Annotated in this window: 15 protein-coding genes and 2 riboswitches; of the genes, 11 read left to right on the top strand and 4 right to left on the bottom strand. The window is 53.3% G+C overall.

Annotated features, from left to right (window positions below; genetic code table 11):
• Positions 1–14 precede the first annotated feature (14 nt).
• Positions 15–713: a YkyA family protein gene (locus tag JSQ80_RS06550; protein ID WP_087431993.1), complete on the top strand. Its 699-nt coding sequence runs from the start codon at positions 15–17 to the stop codon at positions 711–713.
• 350 nt (positions 714–1,063) lie between these two features.
• A riboswitch (M-box (ykoK) riboswitch) is annotated at positions 1,064–1,239 on the bottom strand.
• Positions 1,240–1,342: 103 nt separating this feature from the next.
• On the opposite strand, the gene JSQ80_RS06545 is transcribed toward JSQ80_RS06550, so the two are convergent.
• The gene (locus JSQ80_RS06545) at positions 1,343–1,552 is read right to left on the bottom strand and encodes a hypothetical protein (protein WP_087431994.1); all 210 of its coding nucleotides are present in this window, start codon (positions 1,550–1,552) and stop codon (positions 1,343–1,345) included.
• 284 nt (positions 1,553–1,836) lie between these two features.
• Here JSQ80_RS06545 and JSQ80_RS06540 point away from each other — a divergent pair, with 284 nt between their 5' ends.
• From JSQ80_RS06540 to JSQ80_RS06525, 4 genes are all read left to right on the top strand, one after another.
• Complete coding sequence (locus JSQ80_RS06540; RefSeq protein WP_087431995.1) at positions 1,837–2,823, top strand: ROK family protein; 987 nt, start codon at positions 1,837–1,839, stop codon at positions 2,821–2,823.
• Between the two features lie 51 nt (positions 2,824–2,874).
• The gene (locus JSQ80_RS06535) at positions 2,875–3,576 is read left to right on the top strand and encodes a bifunctional 4-hydroxy-2-oxoglutarate aldolase/2-dehydro-3-deoxy-phosphogluconate aldolase (RefSeq protein ID WP_418888894.1); all 702 of its coding nucleotides are present in this window, start codon (positions 2,875–2,877) and stop codon (positions 3,574–3,576) included.
• Positions 3,577–3,701: 125 nt separating this feature from the next.
• Positions 3,702–4,502 carry an alpha/beta hydrolase gene (locus JSQ80_RS06530; RefSeq protein WP_240463910.1) on the top strand — a complete coding sequence of 267 codons (801 nt, stop codon included), beginning with the start codon at positions 3,702–3,704 and terminating at the stop codon, positions 4,500–4,502.
• A gap of 388 nt (positions 4,503–4,890) precedes the next feature.
• Entirely contained in the window at positions 4,891–6,084 is a 1,194-nt protein-coding gene (locus JSQ80_RS06525; protein ID WP_240463577.1) for a transglutaminase domain-containing protein, read from the top strand.
• 96 nt (positions 6,085–6,180) lie between these two features.
• On the opposite strand, the gene JSQ80_RS06520 is transcribed toward JSQ80_RS06525, so the two are convergent.
• The 3 genes from JSQ80_RS06520 to JSQ80_RS06510 all read right to left on the bottom strand — a co-directional run bounded on the left by JSQ80_RS06520 (position 6,181) and on the right by JSQ80_RS06510 (position 10,343).
• Positions 6,181–7,218 carry a cytochrome d ubiquinol oxidase subunit II gene (locus tag JSQ80_RS06520; protein ID WP_206094780.1) on the bottom strand — a complete coding sequence of 346 codons (1,038 nt, stop codon included), beginning with the start codon at positions 7,216–7,218 and terminating at the stop codon, positions 6,181–6,183.
• Positions 7,215–8,582, bottom strand: a complete 1,368-nt coding sequence (locus tag JSQ80_RS06515) for a cytochrome ubiquinol oxidase subunit I (RefSeq protein ID WP_087432000.1) — start codon at positions 8,580–8,582, stop codon at positions 7,215–7,217. The genes JSQ80_RS06520 and JSQ80_RS06515 overlap by 4 nt, the downstream gene beginning before the upstream one ends.
• Positions 8,583–8,894: 312 nt before the next feature.
• Positions 8,895–10,343, bottom strand: coding sequence for an amino acid permease (locus tag JSQ80_RS06510; RefSeq protein ID WP_206094779.1), 1,449 nt, complete (start codon positions 10,341–10,343; stop codon positions 8,895–8,897).
• Between the two features lie 118 nt (positions 10,344–10,461).
• Positions 10,462–10,651, bottom strand: a riboswitch (Lysine riboswitch).
• A gap of 153 nt (positions 10,652–10,804) precedes the next feature.
• On the opposite strand from JSQ80_RS06510, the gene JSQ80_RS06500 reads away from it, so the two are divergent.
• The 6 genes from JSQ80_RS06500 to JSQ80_RS06475 all read left to right on the top strand — a co-directional run bounded on the left by JSQ80_RS06500 (position 10,805) and on the right by JSQ80_RS06475 (position 18,840).
• Positions 10,805–12,688 carry an ABC transporter ATP-binding protein gene (locus tag JSQ80_RS06500; RefSeq protein ID WP_206094778.1) on the top strand — a complete coding sequence of 628 codons (1,884 nt, stop codon included), beginning with the start codon at positions 10,805–10,807 and terminating at the stop codon, positions 12,686–12,688.
• 408 nt (positions 12,689–13,096) lie between these two features.
• Positions 13,097–14,809 (top strand): ABC transporter substrate-binding protein, encoded by a 1,713-nt coding sequence (locus JSQ80_RS06495; protein WP_087432038.1) that lies wholly within the window; start codon positions 13,097–13,099, stop codon positions 14,807–14,809.
• 80 nt (positions 14,810–14,889) lie between these two features.
• Positions 14,890–15,861, top strand: coding sequence for an ABC transporter permease (locus JSQ80_RS06490; RefSeq protein WP_206094777.1), 972 nt, complete (start codon positions 14,890–14,892; stop codon positions 15,859–15,861).
• Complete coding sequence (locus JSQ80_RS06485) at positions 15,858–16,853, top strand: ABC transporter permease (protein WP_206094776.1); 996 nt, start codon at positions 15,858–15,860, stop codon at positions 16,851–16,853. The genes JSQ80_RS06490 and JSQ80_RS06485 overlap by 4 nt, the downstream gene beginning before the upstream one ends.
• Positions 16,820–17,842, top strand: coding sequence for an ABC transporter ATP-binding protein (locus JSQ80_RS06480; RefSeq protein ID WP_206094775.1), 1,023 nt, complete (start codon positions 16,820–16,822; stop codon positions 17,840–17,842). The genes JSQ80_RS06485 and JSQ80_RS06480 overlap by 34 nt, the downstream gene beginning before the upstream one ends.
• Positions 17,839–18,840 (top strand): ABC transporter ATP-binding protein, encoded by a 1,002-nt coding sequence (locus tag JSQ80_RS06475; protein WP_206094774.1) that lies wholly within the window; start codon positions 17,839–17,841, stop codon positions 18,838–18,840. Before JSQ80_RS06480 ends, JSQ80_RS06475 begins: the two co-directional genes overlap by 4 nt.
• Positions 18,841–18,849: the final 9 nt, after the last annotated feature.

Genomic DNA, 18,849 nt, shown 5'->3' with positions numbered 1-18,849 from the left:
GGGAGGTTAAGAGATTGGCAAGCTGGAAGAAATTTGCCGCTATCGCGGCATTGTTATCCGTAGTAGTTGGATTGACCGGATGCGGGGCTGCGCCGACGACGAAGATTTTCGAAGCATTCGAAAAGGCTTCCTCGGCGGAAGTAAACGTAACGGCCTCCTTGGAAACGTTGAAGACGTTGGAAGATAAGGACGAGCAGCAATATATCAATATTTTGAATCAAGGGAAGCAAGACAATCGCAACGTGCAAACGTTGATTGACAATACGAACAAAGCGCTGGAAGAACGCAAACAGGCAATGGAGCAAGTGAAAACTCATCTTGATGACGCGCGCAGCCAGATGGGAGAATTGGATAACGTCATCGCCAAGCTAGAGGACGAAGAGTTGAAGAAGCAGGCGGAACAGGCATATACCGCATATGTGAAGCGATATGACACGTTCAAGGCGTTGCATGAGAAGTATGGCCAATGGCTGGAGCGCGAGCAATTCATCTATGACGAGCTGAAATCGCAAAACACGAAGCTGAAGTCGATTACGACGGGGATTTCCGAACGGAATGAAGTATACCGGAAGGTGGAGGAGCTCAAGTCGCAGTTCAACGACTATACCACTCAGTTTAACACGATGAAGTCCGCCTTTTATAAGGGGGCCGGCCTCCAAGTGACCGAGTCCGAAGGGAATCGGGACGAGAACGCTGAGAACAAAGAAGGATAGCATAACAGAATCAAGATAGAGTAAAAGAGGGCCCAAGTGCCCTCTTTTTTTGTTGTGAAAATGCAGGCAGCCCGGCGGCAAGCGAGGCTTGACGCAACCTTGCTATTACACAGTTGCTAATACCATAGTAATGGACCTCCTTCATGGCCCATCTCTTCGTTAGATGACAAGAGACGGACGTTCTCCAAATATAATTATGAATGTGCTGTTGTGCTTGCTATGCGGTTCGGGGCCGGGGGAACTATCCATCTCTCATCACCTCCTGAAATACAAAAAAACATCCGCAACGAAGAGGATGTTTTGTGTACGCAGCAAATTTACATGCTAAAAAATATAGCAACTACAAGTGCCATTGCCCTCTATTCGTTGAGTTTTAGCACTATGTGGCATAGGAATGACGCATGCGACATCCAGCTACGTTAAAAACCACCTTAAGTCGATGGTTTCTGTTGACCCATTGGCGTCTCTCGACATTTTTGGGCAGCAGCATATCTCCACATAGGAGCCTCACCTAACGAGGAATATGAAATTGCATTCATGACTCTATATAGTTATAGCATCTTTTAACCATAAGTCAATGATTCGGGCGCTTATCGAGTATAAAATAGCCGGTTCCTTCGAAGAAAGAGTCAGCTCCAGGTCTTGGCCACAAAATCCGCGATGATGAGAAAGACGACGTAAGATACGACCGCGGAAGCGATATAAGTTATTCCGGCCTTCATACGCTGTTGGAAGAAACGAACTACGCCGAGACTGAGCAGCGGGCATACGATTAGCAGGAAAAAAAGCACCGTTACGAACAATTGCGGGCTTATGCTGCTGATGTCTACATACGTCATATGATCATTCACCTCTTACAATCCTAATTAAAATAATTCTTGAATCGGGGCTCGCGTGTGACATACATCACAGTACTATTATAGCGATTTGCTTCCAGTTCGTCTTTAATATTGTTTCCAAGTTTAAGGCAAATTTAAGGCGAAATGATGGCGAAGACTTGAAGCGGGAAACAGTGAAGTATGATTTTTTCAATCAAAAACTTGACTGCTCCATGCTATAATACGGATAAATCACAGCTATACGAGTGTTTCAAACTTTATAGGGAAGGCAAGGTGGAGAAGTTATGCAATATATGATAGGAATCGATCTAGGCGGAACGAATATCGTGTGCGGACTCGTGAACGAACGTTACGAGATGGTGGACAAGGTGAAGCGGCCGACGGAAGCGGCACTTGGCGTTGACCACGTTTTGGATAAGATGGCCGACATGATTGATGAGCTGTTCGCGAAAACGGGGCTGGATCGCAGCCATTTGCTTGCCGTCGGAGCCGGCATTCCGGGATTTATCGATCCGGAGCGCGGAGTCAGCATTTTCGCATCCAATTTGAAGTGGCATGATGTGGATGTTGCGGGACGGTTAAGCGTAAAGGTTGGCGTGCCTGTCTTTATAGATAATGATGTGCGCATGTATGTATATGGCGAGGCGATGAGCGGAGCGGGACGTGGCGCGGGCGTCGTGCACGGCGTGACCATCGGCACAGGGCTGGCAGCCGCTACCGTGGTGAACGGAGAATTGTATTACGGGAGCGGTTTCATGGCAGGTGAATTGGGACATGTCGCGATTGACGGCGAGTCGACGCCGTGCGGCTGCGGACTTGCAGGCTGCCTGGAGACGGTCGTCTCCGCCACGGGTATCGTGCGCCAAGCTAAGCAAGCGCTGGACGCGGGCCGGGACAGCATTTTGCGCGATTCGCACGAGCGCGGGGAATTGACCGCCGCTCATGTCTCGCAAGCTTATGACGAAGGCGACGCGCTGGCTGTTGACATTCTGACCTATACCGGTCAAGTGCTTGGCAAAGGGTTGGCGTACTCCATTTCACTCCTCAGTCCGGACGTTATCGTGATTGGCGGCGGCGGGGCGCTGGCTGGAGACCGGTTGTTCCAATCGGTGCGAGAGACGTTGCAGCGTTCGGTCTATCATGGTTACTTGGAGCGGTTGACGATCCGCCAGGGTGAGCTGATTGATGACGGCGGAGTGATCGGCAGCGCGGCTTTCGCGAAGAACCGGGCGGAAAAGCTGCGTCATTCAACTGCCGGAAGCGCAATATAAGGCAGGCAGTTGAATGACATCGGAACAACAAGAGAGGGGGCATGGCAGATGATGAAGGACACCGATGAAGCAGCGATGAGAAGAGATAGCCTGATAACGGCAGCCGATCTGTCTATAACGGAACAGATGCTAACGGCACGCATCGTGGCTATTTTCCGCGGCTTTACTGGAGAAGCGGCCGCTCTTGCCGGAGAAGCGCTGGTGAAGGGCGGCGTCCGCTTCATGGAGGTGACCATGAACACGGAAGACGCTGCGAAGATTATCCATCGTTGGCGGGAACGGTTCGACGGTAAGGCATATATCGGCGCAGGAACGGTAACGGATATGGCTGAAGCCCGAGAAGCGCTCGCCAGCGGCGCCCAGTTCCTCATTTCTCCGAATTTGGACGAGGAGGTCATTTCCTGTGCTGCGGAGCAAGGTGTGGATGTGTGGCCGGGCGTGCTTACACCGACGGAAATCGTGCGCGCCTGGAAAGCCGGGGCGAAAGCGGTCAAGCTGTTCCCGCTCGGAACGCTTGGACCGGATTATATCCGGGAAATCCGCGGCCCGCTGCGGCACATCCCGATCATTGCGACAGGCGGCGTGGACATGGGCAATGTCGCGGATTACTTGAAGGCGGGCGCCTCTGCCTTCGGCTTGGGCTCCAAGCTGGTGCGAGCCGACTATATTCGGGAAGGACAGTTCGAGCGGCTGGCCGGGCACGCCGAACGCTTCGTTCTAACCGTACAGGAAAAAGCGTTGGAGAACGGGTAGCTGCATGATTGTCTAACCGCACATAAATTTGCGCATGCGGGTTTCGGATAAGGCCGATATGATTAAATAATAATAGTAGACAATGAACGTGAGGCAATTATATAAGAGAGGCGATATATGTGGCTATGCTGTGGACTTATGGTGTGAGCGCTTTGGCTCTCGTCAGCAGCGCAGCGGGCGGTGCTTGGGCGTTGGCAGTGAAGAGCCAGTCCCCGCGGCAAATTCCGGTGAGCGCCGAACCCGAACGGCCTTTTGAGCGGGTGACGTTTGAGGGCTGCGCCGCGCTTCAGGGCTGGTTCATATGGGGAAAAGGGAATACGCCGGCACAAAAGGCTCCGGTTATCATCGTGTCACACGGTTGGGGCTCCAATCGCGTGCGTGTGCTTCGCTATGCTTATCCGCTCGCGGATGCGGGCTTTAATGTATTCATGTACGATGTGACCAGTCATGGCGAGAGCGGAACCGTGAAGGCGCCGTCCGCATTGTTGTTCCGAGACGATTTGCTTGCGGCGGTGCGCTACGTGCGGAAACGTCCGGATGTGGATAGCGGGCGCATCGGAGTGCTTGGACATTCATTGGGCGGCTTCGGCGCCATCTTGGCGTTGGACGAAGGGTTGTCCGTTCAGGCTGTCGTTACCGATTCGATGCCCTCCCGCCCGCTAACGATGGTTGCGGCGGAGCTGAAGCGGCGCAAGCTGCCCGCGTTTCCGCTCGCAACGGTCATTCCGCGTATTTGGCTGTATCGGTCCCAGATTCCAACTGCTGTCTACGACGGCCTGGATCTGGCGAAATGCATGTCCAGCAATTATGCGCGCACTAGGGAAGAGTCCCGCTGCTGCTGGTCCATTCCCGCAAGGATGGCTATATTCCTGCCAGCGATTTGGAAAATGTGCTGCAGCGGTTGTCCTATCATCAGCCGCATTTGATTGTCGATTCAGACGGCCACAGCAGCTCGGACAGAGACCCTGCGTTCTGGCCGGAAGTGCTGCCGTTTTTGCGGCAGCACTTGCAACCCGGCTCTTCATAAGGCGCAAGACGAAGAATTCTCTTCCTCTTGCGCTTTTTTTTCAGGCAAATGTCGCACGCATTCGCTATCAGTCGTCTTTTTCTCTGCATAGGAAAGGGGGTATCCGCGACGCCAATCATCTAAAAAGGGCTCTCTTGCTGCCACAGCTTGTCGATCACGATAGAAACGGAACGAAACCTCCTCGATCATATCCGCTCCATAACTAGACAGCATCTGCAAATTGCCTATGTTACGATTCGTACCAGCATGGGCGGGACAACACCGCCGAAGCGAAGGTGGTGATGCGGTTGTTCGATATTAAGGCTCGGAACGGCGTATGGTGCCCCCGGGAAATGGGTGATTTACAGCGCAAACGCTCCTGGTTCTCCATGATTCGCGTCTTGATTTTTGGCGGTATTGCCATAGGAATTATTACAGGCTTTGCAATATGGCCTACCGTAGAAGCTCAATCCTCTCAAGTTACGTTGCGGGACAATCAAGGGATGCGCGATTGGTTGAGTGAACGATTCACCTTGCGCGAAACGATGTCTTCCTTCCGATATGTTGGAAGTACGGATACACTGACGGAGCAAGTCAGCAAGGCGTTGTCGGAAGCGCTCTATTCCGATCCGTTCATACGCTACAATGTCAGCAAATATTCGTTCAAATGGAAAGGCGGCAATGATTACGCCAATGTCACTGTATATGTTGATTACCGTGAAACGTATGCGCAATCGCTTTATGTGCGGAATCAGGCGAAGGAGATCGTGGCAAGCATCACGAAGAGCGACGAATCTCCGCATGTGAAGGTAAAAGCGATACACGATTATATCGTGAGCCATGTCGCCTATGATGAGGCAATGACGAAGTTTACCGCCTACGAGGCGCTGACCGAAGGAAAGACGGTATGTCAAGGCTATGCGCTGCTCATGCAGGCGATGTTCGAAGAAGCCGGTATTCGGACCATCATAGTGGAAGGGGAAGCGGGCGGCATGCTTCATGCGTGGAATATGATCCAGTTGGATGGCAAGTGGTATCACATTGATGCAACGTGGGATGATCCGCTGCCAGACCGGGGCGACCAGGTCCGGTATACCTATTACTTGCGCACCGACGCGGAGATGCGCATGGATCATTCATGGACATCGGATAACATCCCGCAGGCGGTCGAGCCGTATGAACAGGCTTTGCTGCGCATGCATCAAAGCGATGACGAGGCATTGAAGCGGTTGACGGGCCAACTGGAACAGGTATGGAGCGCAGACGTGCTCCTGCCGGACAGGGCGATACGGGATGTGACGGACTTGACGGGACGCTTCCAGTCGGCTAGGCAATCCGGGCGCGACCACTTTCAACTCCGATATACGGGGAGTGAACTGCAGCTTCGCTCCGATCTGCATGATGTGCTGGATGCGGCCGGTTTGTCCGCTCCGCTGGAGTATCGCGTGTCCTCTCTGAAGGACAACGACGATCTGATTGTGGAGATTATAATGCCGGAATAACTTGTATTATAGCAATGGACAGGCCTTGCCCCGTTACGCCGATGCGTGGGACAAGGCCTGTTGTTGCGTCTGCTCGCGGCGAGCGTGGCGATTTTCTTATTCCTGTTCGAGGTAGCGCCTGTCCTTCAAAAAGAGTCTCCAGAACAGGATGAACACCGGAATAAGCAGGATGGTGCTCACAATGTATCCGATCAGCAGCGAACGGAAGATGGCAGGGTTCGTAAAGCCAGCCTCCAGCGTAAGCTGCGGGTAGATGATATAGGGCAAGTGCGCCCTGCCGTAGGCAAAGCTCGCTAATGCATACTGCACCGCGATGAAAATAACGGCTGCGCGCGTGCTGCCGATGAAGCCCTTCCGGCGCTTGATGAACAAGCAGCCGTATCCGATGCCGAAGGCGGCGGCTGACAGGAGGAACCACAGCCACTGTTCCCGGAAGCGGGCGATAATCCATGCAGCCTCCGGCAGCATCGTGAACGTGACGGCAACCGCCGCAATAAGGCTGAGCGGTCCGAAGATGACGGCTAAACGCCGATACGTTCTATACGTCGCCAGATCGCGGCCTTCCCGGGCATAGTCGGCCAGGAACAATGCCGAGAAGAACAGCTCAGTGGCGTAGCCGAATGCCAAATGCGCATACAGCGTCGGGCTGGTCAGCAGCTTGCCGTAATTCAGCGTTAAGGCGCCGTTCGGCGCTTCCGTTACGAGCCCGCCCAGCGTCACCGCCAGCACCGCAACGAGCAGGCCGGGAATCAACAACCCCGTAATCCCGGAAATGATGCGCAGCGCGCGGTCATAGGAGTGCACGGAATAGCTGTACACCATGAAGGCGCTGCGAATCGTTAGCAAAATGAGCACCAGGCAGACGGGCACCAAGAGCAGTGAGGCGAGCGAGAACGTCGCCAGCGGGAAAAAACCGACCAGCGCGACTACGAACAGCACCAGAAACGTATTGGTAATTTTCCACGATGGCGATAGGAAGCGGTTCGCCAGGCCGGCGGCTTTTGTATCGCCGCCTGCATTTCTTTGCCCAAAAATCATCGCCCAGAAGCCGGCGCCGAAATCAACCGAGCCGAGAAGCGAATAAATAAACAGGAAGATCCACAATACCGTAATCGCAATCGTAGCGTCGCTCATGAGAATGCCCCTTTGGTGTCATTCGTATCTTCCGCATGCTCGATCAGATCGGCGGAGACGGGATGGCGCCTGAAATAGTGGCGCATGACGAGCGAAGTCATAATTAACAGCACCACGTAGATGATGACGAATAGTAAGAACAGCGTGCCCATGCTGTCGCTCTTCAGGGCGGCATCCGTCGTGCGCTGTACGCGGTAGATCGTCCAAGGCTGCCGTGCGGAACAGCTGAAGATCCAGCCGATTTCGATGCCCAGCATAGACAATGGGCCAGTCCACACGAACAGGTGCATCAACCAGCGCGGGAACGGCCGTGGCGATTTGCGGGTGAAGGCGCGCCACATGACGACCGCGAACGAGAGGCCCAGCAAGCCGAATCCGATAAACACCATGAGATTGAACAAAGTATGGACGAACAACGGCGGCCAATCTTCCCGCGGAATCTCGTTCAATCCTTTCACCTCGGTATCGAACGAATTCGCTGCCAGGAAGCTGAGCATGCCGGGAATTTCGATGCCATACTTAATCGTCTGCGTATCGGGATCGGGAATTCCGCCAATGACGAGCGGGGCATGTGTCGTCGTTTGAAAAAGCCCCTCCGCTGCGGCAAGCTTCTCCGGATTGTGCTTATGCAAGGATTGAGCGGCCGCATGCCCATTCATCGCCGTGATCAGCGACATTGCCAAGCCGATGACGAGTCCGAGCATCAGGCCTTTGCGGTGATAGGCCGCTTCGCGCTCGTCTTGCCGGGCTTTAAGCAGCATGACGGCGGCTGAGGTCACGATGAAGAACGCGCCGGTCATGTAGCCCGTTGTCAGCACATGATGGGCGGACGTGAAAAAGGACGGGTTAAAGACGGCGGCCCAAGGATCGACTTCGGTAATCTTCCCGTCCACTAGCTTGAAGCCGGTGGGCGTGTTCATCCACGCTTGGGCATCGGTAATGAGCACCGCCGAGGCGCTGGCACCGACCATGACGAAGAACACGCTCAGGATGCGCATGCCGGAAGACAGGCGATCGGCGGCATACAGGTAAATGGCCATGAACAGCGCCTCGAAGAAGAAGGCCCAGATTTCCACTTGAAACGGCACGGCGATTACCTGTCCAACGATTTCCATAAATCCGGGCCACAATAGGGCGAGCATGACACCTACGATTGTGCCGGATGGAATGGCGACGCCGAGCAGAATGCCGAGCGCCTTCGTCCAGCGCCGCGCGAGCACGGCATAGTCCCGGTCTTTCTTGCGCCAGTACATAATTTCGGCGAACACTATCATGAGGGGCAGTCCAACCCCTAGCGTGGCAAATATAATATGAAAGGCCATGGAGGTGCCGAATAAGGCACGGGCCATTGTTACGGGATCCATACATCCACCTCTTTGCTTCGGAATAAGGTCGGCTCGGACGTTAGTGTATGGAAAGATGTTAATGAATATACATCATTAACCAATTGGTGGAGCATTGCTGCAAAACAAAAGTGGATATAACCCCGTGCAAGGCGACTTCAACGTTTATCTAGCCACTGGGCTAAGTTTCTATAGTACTAGTTTCCCTGCCGCACAGTATCCACTGGCCAGAGACCATACAAAATAAAAAGCCCGCCCCCTTATTCGCCGCGCCGCCATGTCTATGGCGCGCAACGGATGAGGTGCGGACTTGCTTCTTGCTGGGGAAGATCTTTATTTATGGTCGAATTTGCATTCCTCAAGCGGAATGACCTTCGTGCGGTGCTTCCATTTGTAACCGAGCCATACAGCCAAGAAGAGGGGCAGCCCGATGTATGTCATGAGAAGGCCTTTCCAATCAATCGTATGGCCGATAAATGCTTGATAGTTCTGGCCGAGAATAACGATCATACAAAGCGTAAAAGCGAATACCGGCCCGAACGGGAAGAAGCGGGCTCTGTAAGGCAGCTCCTTCAAATCGTGGCCTTGCTTGACGAAGGCGCGCCGGAACCGGTAATGGCTGACCGCAATGCCAAGCCAGGCGATGAAGCCGCACATGCCGGATGCGTTCAGAAGCCACAGGTAGACAACGCCGTCTCCGAAGAAGCTGGCGAGAAAGGCGAGCATACCGACGGCAGTCGTCAAGAGCAGCGCATTGATCGGAATGCCGCGCTTGTTCAGCTTCGCCAGGAATTTCGGCGCCTTGCCTTCCTTTGCAAGCACCCACAGCACACGCGTGGATGCGTACATGCCGGAGTTGCCCGCCGAGAGCACCGACGAGAGAATGACGGCATTCATAACCGCTGCTGCGAAGGCAAAGCCCGCTTTCTCGAATACAAGCGTGAACGGGCTAGTGTTAATATCGTTCAAATCGCTTGCCAGCAAGCTCGGATGCGTATAGGGAATAATTATCGCAATTACGAAAATCGCCAAGATGTAAAAGAGCAAAATGCGCCAAAATACCTGACGGATGGCACGCGGCACGCTCTCGCGCGGATTCTCGCTCTCTCCGGCGGCGACACCGACTAACTCCGTCCCTTGGAACGAATAACCGGCCGCCATAAAGACGCCGAGAATGGCGAAAAATCCGCCGTGGAACGGCGCGTCACCGACGTGGAAATTTTCAAAGCCAATGCGCTCGCTGCCCAAAATGCCGAAGATCATCAAAATGCCGACCACAAGGAAGACGATAACGGTCGTAATTTTAATAATCGCAAACCAATATTCCGATTCTCCGTACCCTTTGACGGACAAATAATTCAATAGGAAAATGATGCTCAAGAACAACAAGCTCCATATAAACGAGTTGCTGTCAGGAAACCAATATTTAATAATAAGCGTGGCTGCAACCAGCTCTGACGCGATCGTAATCGCCCAGTTGAACCAAAAGTTCCAACCGAGCGCGAACCCGAACGCCGGATCGACGTACCGGCTGGCATATGTGCTGAACGAGCCGGAATCGGGCATATACGTAGCCAATTCCCCCAGACTCGTCATCAGGAAGTACACCATAATGCCCACGGAAATATATGCGGCGAGCGCTCCTCCCGGGCCTGCCTGGGCTATCGCCCCGCCGCTCGCGAGGAACAATCCTGTTCCGATGGAACCCCCAAGCGCGATCATTGTCAGGTGGCGCGTCTTCAGACTTCTGCGCAGCTGCTGTTGATCTTGTTTTTGACTCATGATGTCCGATTTCACTCCTTAGGTATCTTTAGTATAGCCGGAAAGGAGGAGAGAACAACAAAAAAACCGTTGAAGCGTATAACGTTCAAACGGTTAGACCGTCCCCTCATCATACCCTTCCAAAGATAGCGCATCATGCGAGGATGGGTAATCTCCGCATGACAGTGCAGCGCCTTTCGGCAGCAGCCCCAACCCACGCCCCGGAAGCGGGCGGCGTGAACTTCGGCGACGGTTCCTTTCTCTTCGCTTCATCGGCGCTTCCCGCCTTGACGAAGATACTCATAACAATCGCAACCTCTACCTCATCGTGGATAGGATGAGGATTTTTTGCACTATGAAGATGACATGCATCATTGTTACAATATATCTGTTAAGTATAGAGAATGCTGTCGGTCTGATCAATACCAAATATTTCAAAACGTATGACAATATCGAAACATCCATGATAAGGAGAAATGCCTATGCGTCAAGCTTGGAATGGCAATACGATGCGAATCAATGAACCGCAAGGGGCGACGAAACGAGCTGAGGTAAAGGATGTATCGCTTAAGCGGATATGGGCGTTGTTCCGCAACTATTGGCCCCGGTTGGCGTTGATTATACTGTTAGCGTTAACGGCTGCTGTCATCGGTCTGCTGCCGCCGCTTGTGATGCAACGTATTATCGATGAAGCAATTCCGGATAAAAATATGCATCAATTGCTTACTCTGGCAGTATGGCTCGTCGGGCTGCCGATTGCAAGCGGCATGCTCGGTGTCTTGCAGAGCCATTTGAACACGCAGGTGACACAAAGCATCATGGCGGATCTGCGGCAAGGATTATTTCGCAATCTGCAGCGGCAATCCGTAGGCTTTTTTACGGCCTCGCGTTCAGGCGAAGTGATTCAGCGCGTCACCGATGACGTCGCGGCGATTCAGAATGTGGTCACGAATGTCGCGGTCTCGTCGCTGACGCAAATCGTCATTGTATTGACGACGATCGGCATTTTGTTCACGCTCGATTGGAAGCTAGCATTAATTGCGATATTTATATTGCCATTATCGATGATTCCCGTACGCAAAGTATCGCGTTACCGCAAGCAGCTCCGTGTCAATACGCAAAAGGTCCGCGCCGACATGTCCTCGCAGCTTGGCGAAGTGTTCGGCGTATCGGGAGCGATGCTCACGCGCATCTTCGGCCGCGAACAAGCCCAGGAAGCGAGATTCGCGGAGCAGAATCGTCAGGTGCAGAACCTGGAAATCCGGCTTAACTTGGTAGGCCGCTGGTTCTTCATGTTCGTCTCGACGCTCGGTCCGCTCGGGACGGCCGTCATTTATATGTATGGCGGATACGAGGTTATTAACGGTTCAATGACGATCGGGGCGATTGTGGCCTTTGCGGCTTATTTGTCCCGGTTGTATCAGCCTTTCGGCACCTTGTTGAACTTGCATGTGGAAGTGGTGACCGCTTTGGGGGTATTTCAGCGCATATTCGACTATTTGGATATGGAGCCGGATGTGGCGGATCAACCGGAGGCCATGGCGTTGTCCGCCGTGGAAGGGGAAATCCAGTTCCGGCATGTGAGCTTCGGCTACGATGGGAGCGGGGACGTGCTGCAGGCTGTCACGTTCCAGGCTTCGCCGGGCGAAGTGGTGGCGCTGGTCGGACCGAGCGGAGCCGGGAAGTCGACGCTTATCAATCTGATCGGCCGCTTATATGACGTAACGGCAGTGGCCGTGCTCATCGATGGCCATGACGTGCGGGAAGTAACGATGGCATCGCTCAGGGCGCAGGTAGCTTATGTAACGCAGGAATCCTTTCTGTTCCATGCTTCCGTGGCCGATAATCTTCGCTTCGCGAAGGAAGGGGCGTCACAGGAGGAATTGGAAGAAGCTTGCCGTAAAGCCTATATTCATGACATGATCATGAGCTTGCCGCAAGGCTATGACACCATCGTGGGGGAACGGGGCCATCGGTTGTCCGGCGGAGAGCGTCAGCGTCTGTCGATTGCGCGAGCCGTTCTGAAAAATCCGCGAGTCTTAATTCTGGACGAAGCAACCTCGCATCTCGATTCGGAGTCCGAAGCATATGTGCAGGTCGCGTTGGCGGAATTGATGCATGGACGGACGACGGTCGTCATTGCGCACCGTTTGTCGACCATTCTGGCGGCCGAGCAAATTCTCGTGCTCGACGATGGCCGCATCGTGGAGCGGGGACGCCACGACCAGCTGCTGCAGCAAGACGGCTTGTATGCTGCGTTATACCATACGCAGTTCAAGGATCCGGATTCAGAGGAGCTTACGGGCGAAGAAGAATTGAGAATGCAGCAGTATATGAATGCGAAGCCTTCCTTGAGAGGGTTCTGATGAAGAGCGGCACTCTATGGCCGCTTTTTTGTATGGGAGCAAGGAATGATTCTTTTGAAGCGTCCCGCCCACATCCCCGCAGAAGGTGTGCCTGTTCCGTTTCTTTCTTCACTCTTCCCTTCATTCAGAAGGGGGGCCTCCCTTTCTATTCACACGAGAATAAGTTGCAGGCTTCTATGCAGCGGCTCTTAGCCTTGTTCTCCCAGAACATCCTCTTACGGAAGTTTTCTAATGCCCGGCCGTGAAATCTTTATCCAATCTTTAGATAATATTTAATGTTGTCAAGAGTAATTCCCATCATTTTACTACAATTACATATGCCGTGATGGTAAAATATACAGGTAAATATATCCTTCACAAAATATTCGCAAAGATGAAAGGGGATACAATGTGGTAAAAAAGAAGAGGATGTCTTTATTGCTGATTATGGTGCTTATTGGAACGCTGTTATCAGCGTGCGGTGGTTCTAACACCGCGACGAATCCACCCAAGGAAGAACCGACACCGTCAGAGAATACATCACAGACGGAACCAGCGAAGGAAAACACAACAAAGACGCCGAAAGACGGAGGCACCCTTACCATGGGCACCTTCTCCGATATCGTGACCGTCAACCCCGTGTTTCAGAGCGACACCTCTTCGGGAGACGTATCCAAGCTTATACTCGCGCAGTTGTATGATCTCGATCGGCAGGGCAACGTCGTAGCGGAACCATGGTCGCTTGCGGCCGAGCCGCCGCAAATAAGCGAGGATGGCAAGACGTACACCGTGAAGCTGAAGCCAGAGGCCAAGTGGACGGACGGCACTGCGGTTACGGCCGATGACATCATCTTTACACTTAATACAGTCCGCAATCCCGAAGTCGGCTCGCCGGGAATAAGCGCATACGACAAAGTAGACTCCGTCGAGAAGGTCGACGAACAAACCGCTAAGATTCAATTGAAACAAGTTTACGCACCGTTCATATACTCCCTTACACTCACACTCGCTCCTAGTCATATACTCAAAGATGTGCCACCCAAGGAATTGAAGCAGCATGAATATGGAACGGATCCGGCCAAGACCGTCACCAACGGCCCATGGAAGTGGTCCGAATGGAAGCAAAAGCAGCATATAACCGTAGACGCAGATCCGAACTACTGGGGAGCCAAGAAGCCTCATATCGCAAAAGTCATCTATAAAATATATGCCGATCAAAATACCGAGGTTCAGGCGCTTATTAAAGGCGATGTCGATACGATATCAGCCATCCCTGTCACGCAATTGGCAGCGGTGCAAAAACGGGACAGTCTCCGTGTCGTTCTTGCGCCAGGGCCGATGTACGAGTATTTGGGCTTCAATTTCGAGCCGAAGAATTTCAAGGATAACTTCAGCCCGTTCGAGGGACAGAAGACGAGACAGGCGATTGCCTATGCCTTGAACCGTCAAGGCATGGTAGACAATGTGTTGAAAGGAACAGGCCAGCTCATGAACGCTCCGTTCCTGCCTGGCTCCTGGGCAGATCCGGGTGAAGCGGCCGTCAACTATGAGTTTAATGTGGAGAAGGCGAAGCAACTGCTGGCAGAAGACGGTTGGACGCCTGGAACCGACAACATACTGACCAAGGACGGGAAACGTTTTTCCTTCGAGCTGCAGTATAACGCCGGCAATAGCCGCCGCGAGCAGATCTCTTCCATCGTGCAGCAAAATTTGAAGGATGTCGGCATTGAAGTCACCACCAAGGGCATCGATTTCGCCGCTTGGGTCGATCAGCATCTAAACACTGGCAAATACCAAGCAGTCTTGATGGCATGGTCGTTGACTACGCCAGATCCAGACGGGGAGAGCACGTTCTCTTCGAAATATTATCCTCCTGCCGGTCAGAACAGCGGCTGGTATAAGAATGAGAAGCTGGATAATTTGTGGGTGAAAGGCTATTCGGTCGTCGATCAGGGCGAGCGCAAGAAAATTTACGAGGAAGTGGGGAAAGAAATTTCCACCGAACTTCCTTACGTATTCTTGTACCAGTACGGAACGCCGCAAGGAATCGGGCCGCGAGTGAACTTTGCCGAGGAAGATAAGCCGGAGCCGTCACTTGCTTATGGATACATGTACCGCATGATTAATTGGTGGGTCGAATGACGTAACGGTTACAGCTAAACAACACCGGTGAAGGGGAAGGGGAGCTTGCCCCTTCCCCTTCAAGCTTAGGAGGATAACATATGACCGAATATTTGATCCGGCGCATACTGCAGTCTATTCTGGTGCTCTTTCTCGTATCCATAGTTACGTTTGCGCTTATTCATGCGGCTCCAGGCGGGCCTACGCAAGTGTTTCTGTCACCGGGATTATCACAGGAAGCGGCGCAGATTCAAGCGAAGAATCTCGGCTTGGACCAGCCGGTTTATATCCAATATATGCGTTGGATGGGCAATTTGCTGCAGGGCGACTTGGGGCACACGTTCAAGAACAACCTCCCCGTAGGGGAGATCTTATGGCCGACTATGCAAAATACGCTCGTTCTCATGAGCGTTGCTTGGCTGTTCTCGCTCTTGATAGCGATTCCATGGGGCATATACAACAGTACCGCTGAATACGGTCTTTCCGATCAGACCGCTTCATTCATTTCCTATCTTGGCTTCGCCATGCCTACGTTCTGGTTCGGGATATTGCTGCAGGAGCTGTTCGCGCTGAAGCTTGATCTGCTTCCGCTGTCCGATATGTATACGATGGGCAGGGAAGGCGAGATCGGAGATTTATTCATGCATTTGATTTTGCCTGTTACGGTGCTTACATTGGGTTTCTTGGCTTCGTATGTAAAGTATTCCCGCTCCAGTATGCTGGAGGTGCTCAATCAGGATTATATCCGGACGGCCAGAGCGAAGGGAATGAAAGAAAAACGGGTTATTTATCGGCACGCCTTGCGCAATGCGATGATACCGATTGTTACCATTCTCGGCTCGGATTTGGCCATTCTCGTGTCCGGCGCGGCCATAACGGAAAATGTGTTCAACTGGCCGGGCATGGGGCGTCTCTTCGTAGAAATGGCCTTGGCGCGGGAATACTCGGTATTGATGGCCATTACGCTCATTACGGCCGTTATCGTCGTCATCGGCAACCTGCTTGCTGACATTCTGTATGCGCTCATCGATCCCCGGGTTCAATTGGCGCGCAAGGGAGGGGCATCGGCATGAGTGTACCGAAGCTGCAAGGGAAGCGACACAAGCTAGCCCCCGGCTCCGAACCGAAGTTAGAGCCGGCGGTGGAGAAAGTACCGGATAAGCCAAGCGGGCTTTGGAAGACGGCATTCAAGAAATTCATGAGCAATCCGTTTGCCGTAGCCGGGCTTGTCGTCCTGCTGTTCTTTATTATTATCGCTTTATTTGCCCGTGTCATCGCCCCATTCGATCCGGCTGCCATCGACTTGATGAATGCGAACTTGCCTGCCGGCAGTGAAAAGCACTTGTTCGGAACGGATGAATTGGGCAGGGATGTGCTGTCGCGGTTGATTTACAGCAGTCAAGTCTCGCTTCTCGTCGGTTTCTCCGTCGCCATTATTACCGTCGTCATCGGTTCGTTTATTGGCGCGATGTCCGGTTACTTCGGAGGATGGGTCGACACGCTTTTCATGCGTCTGGTAGACGTCATGTATTCAGTGCCGACGTTGTTTCTCAACATTCTCGTGCTGTCCATTTTCGGCTCCAAATTCAGCTACATGATATTCATTATGGCTTCCACCAGTTGGATGGGGACGGCCCGTCTCGTGCGGGGCAACTTCCTGCAGCTGAGGGAAATGCAATACGTGGAAGCCGCGAAGGCGATTGGCGTGTCAAGCTGGGGAATTATCGGGAGGCATCTGCTTCGCAACACGACCGCGCCGATTATCGTCAGCGCGACGCTGATGGTGGGCGGCGCCATTCTTGCCGAATCGGCATTGTCTTATCTCGGCTTGGGGGTGCAGGCGCCCGAAACGAGCTGGGGGCTGATGCTTAGCAGCGCGCAGGAATTCATGCTGGTCGATCCGTTGCAGGCGATCTATCCGGGATTATGCATCCTGATTGTCGTGCTGGCTGTCAACTTCATCGGTGATGGCATACGGGACGCTTTCGACCCAAGCAAAAAAGTGAGAATACCCCGGAGGAGGTTGCAGGAATGGCGGAAAAACTTCTCGAAATCCGGAATCTGACTTCGGGCTTTGTGACGGAGCAAGGAATCGCCAAAGCGACTGACCGGATTACGCTTTCCGTTGAGAAAGGGAAAACCCTTTGCATCGTGGGAGAGTCCGGCAGCGGCAAAAGCGTTGCGTCCCTCTCCATCATGCGGTTGGTAGACTATGCCGGCGGTGCGATTTTTGAAGGCAGCATTGGTTTTAGCGGCAAAGAATTGGCTTCTATGAGTCAAAAAGAAATGATCCGCATTCGCGGCAACCGGATTGCGATGATCTTCCAGGATCCGATGTCTGCGCTCAATCCGGTGTTCTCGGTCGGCGATCAGATCGCGGAGAGCTTGCGGCTGCATCGCGGGATGAGCCGCAAAGAGGCGTGGCGGCAGGCTGTCGATATGCTCCGCATGGTCGGCATTCCCGACCCGGAATTAAGGGCCAAGCAGTATCCGCACGAGTTGTCCGGCGGCATGCGGCAGAGAGTCGTCATCGCGATGGCGCTCGTATGCAAGCCCGAGCTTCTTATCGCCGACGAACCGACTACGGCCTTGGACGTCACCGTTCAGGCCCAAATTCTTGATCTGCTGCAGCGATTGCAGCAGGAACTGGGCATGGCCATTGTGCTAATCACCCACGATATGGGCGTAGCCGCCGAGATGGCCGACCGCATTGCGGTCATGTATGCCGGCAAGATCGTCGAGGAGGGCACGGTCGGAGAGATATTCGATCATCCGAGCCATCCGTACACCATCGGGCTGCTGAAGTCCATTCCCGGATTGGAAGGCGCGCGTGGAGAAGAGCTTTATACGATACCCGGCACCATTCCCGGAATCAATCAATTGCCGTCAGGCTGCCGGTTCCATCCGCGCTGCGCGAAAGCGGAGGCGAAGTGTCTGCAAGTGGAGCCTTCCCTCCATGAATTCAGACCGGATCATCAAGTGTCCTGCTGGTTGTATGAGTCCGGTGGGAGCTTCTGTGCAGACGACAAGGAATCCGAGGTGAAGCGCGTATGAGTCAACCCTATTTTGTCGATATTCGCCATTTGAAGAAGTACTTTCCCATTAAAACTGGGCTATTCAATCGGGTCGTCGGTCATGTGAAGGCGGTTGACGATATTTCGTTGGGTATATATAAGGGAGAGACGTTCGGATTGGTGGGCGAATCCGGCTGCGGCAAGTCGACGCTTGGCAGAGTGGTTCTCCATTTGCAGAAGGCAACGGATGGAGAAGTTTACTTTGACGGGAAAAATGTGCAAGCGATGAATTCACAGCAGCTGCGGCGGCTGCGGCAGGATATGCAAATTATATTTCAGGATCCGTTCGGATCTCTGAACCCGCGCTTTCACGTACAGGATATTATCGGAGAGCCGCTGCGTGTTCATCGGCGCATGTCGGCCAAGGAGATGGACAAGAAGGTCGTTGAATTGATGGAGCTGGTCGGACTGGATGCATCCAGACGCAACCGTTATCCGCATGAATTCTCCGGCGGTCAGCGGCAGCGCATCGGTATTGCCCGGGCAATCGCCCTGAATCCGCAATTCATCGTAGCGGACGAAGCCGTGTCCGCCTTGGACGTCTCGGTTCAATCCCAAGTGTTGAACCTGCTTATGAAGCTCCAGAAGGAACTTGGGCTGACGTTCTTGTTCATTGCCCATGGATTGAATGTGGTCCGGCATATATCCGATCGGGTAGGAGTTATGTACTTGGGTAAATTGGTTGAGGTAGCGCGCACGGAGGAGTTGTTCGCGAATCCGCTGCATCCCTATACGGCAGCGCTGTTGTCCGCAATCCCAAGACCGAATCCGCATCGGAAGAAGGAACGCATCGTTCTGCAGGGAGATGTGCCGTCGCCGGCCAATCCGCCGTCAGGCTGCCGCTTCCATCCGCGGTGCGCATATGCGCAGGAGCAGTGCCGGAAGATAGATCCTGAAATGCAAACGGTGTCGTCCGGCAGACAAGTGGCTTGCCATTTTCCGCTGGAATATAGTGAAATGAAGGTTCTGATACAGTAAATGGGCAAT

The organism is Paenibacillus apiarius (genome assembly GCF_017052585.1).
In the GTDB taxonomy this organism is placed as follows: domain Bacteria; phylum Bacillota; class Bacilli; order Paenibacillales; family Paenibacillaceae; genus Paenibacillus_B; species Paenibacillus_B apiarius.
This window is presented reverse-complemented; position numbering and strand designations above follow the sequence as displayed.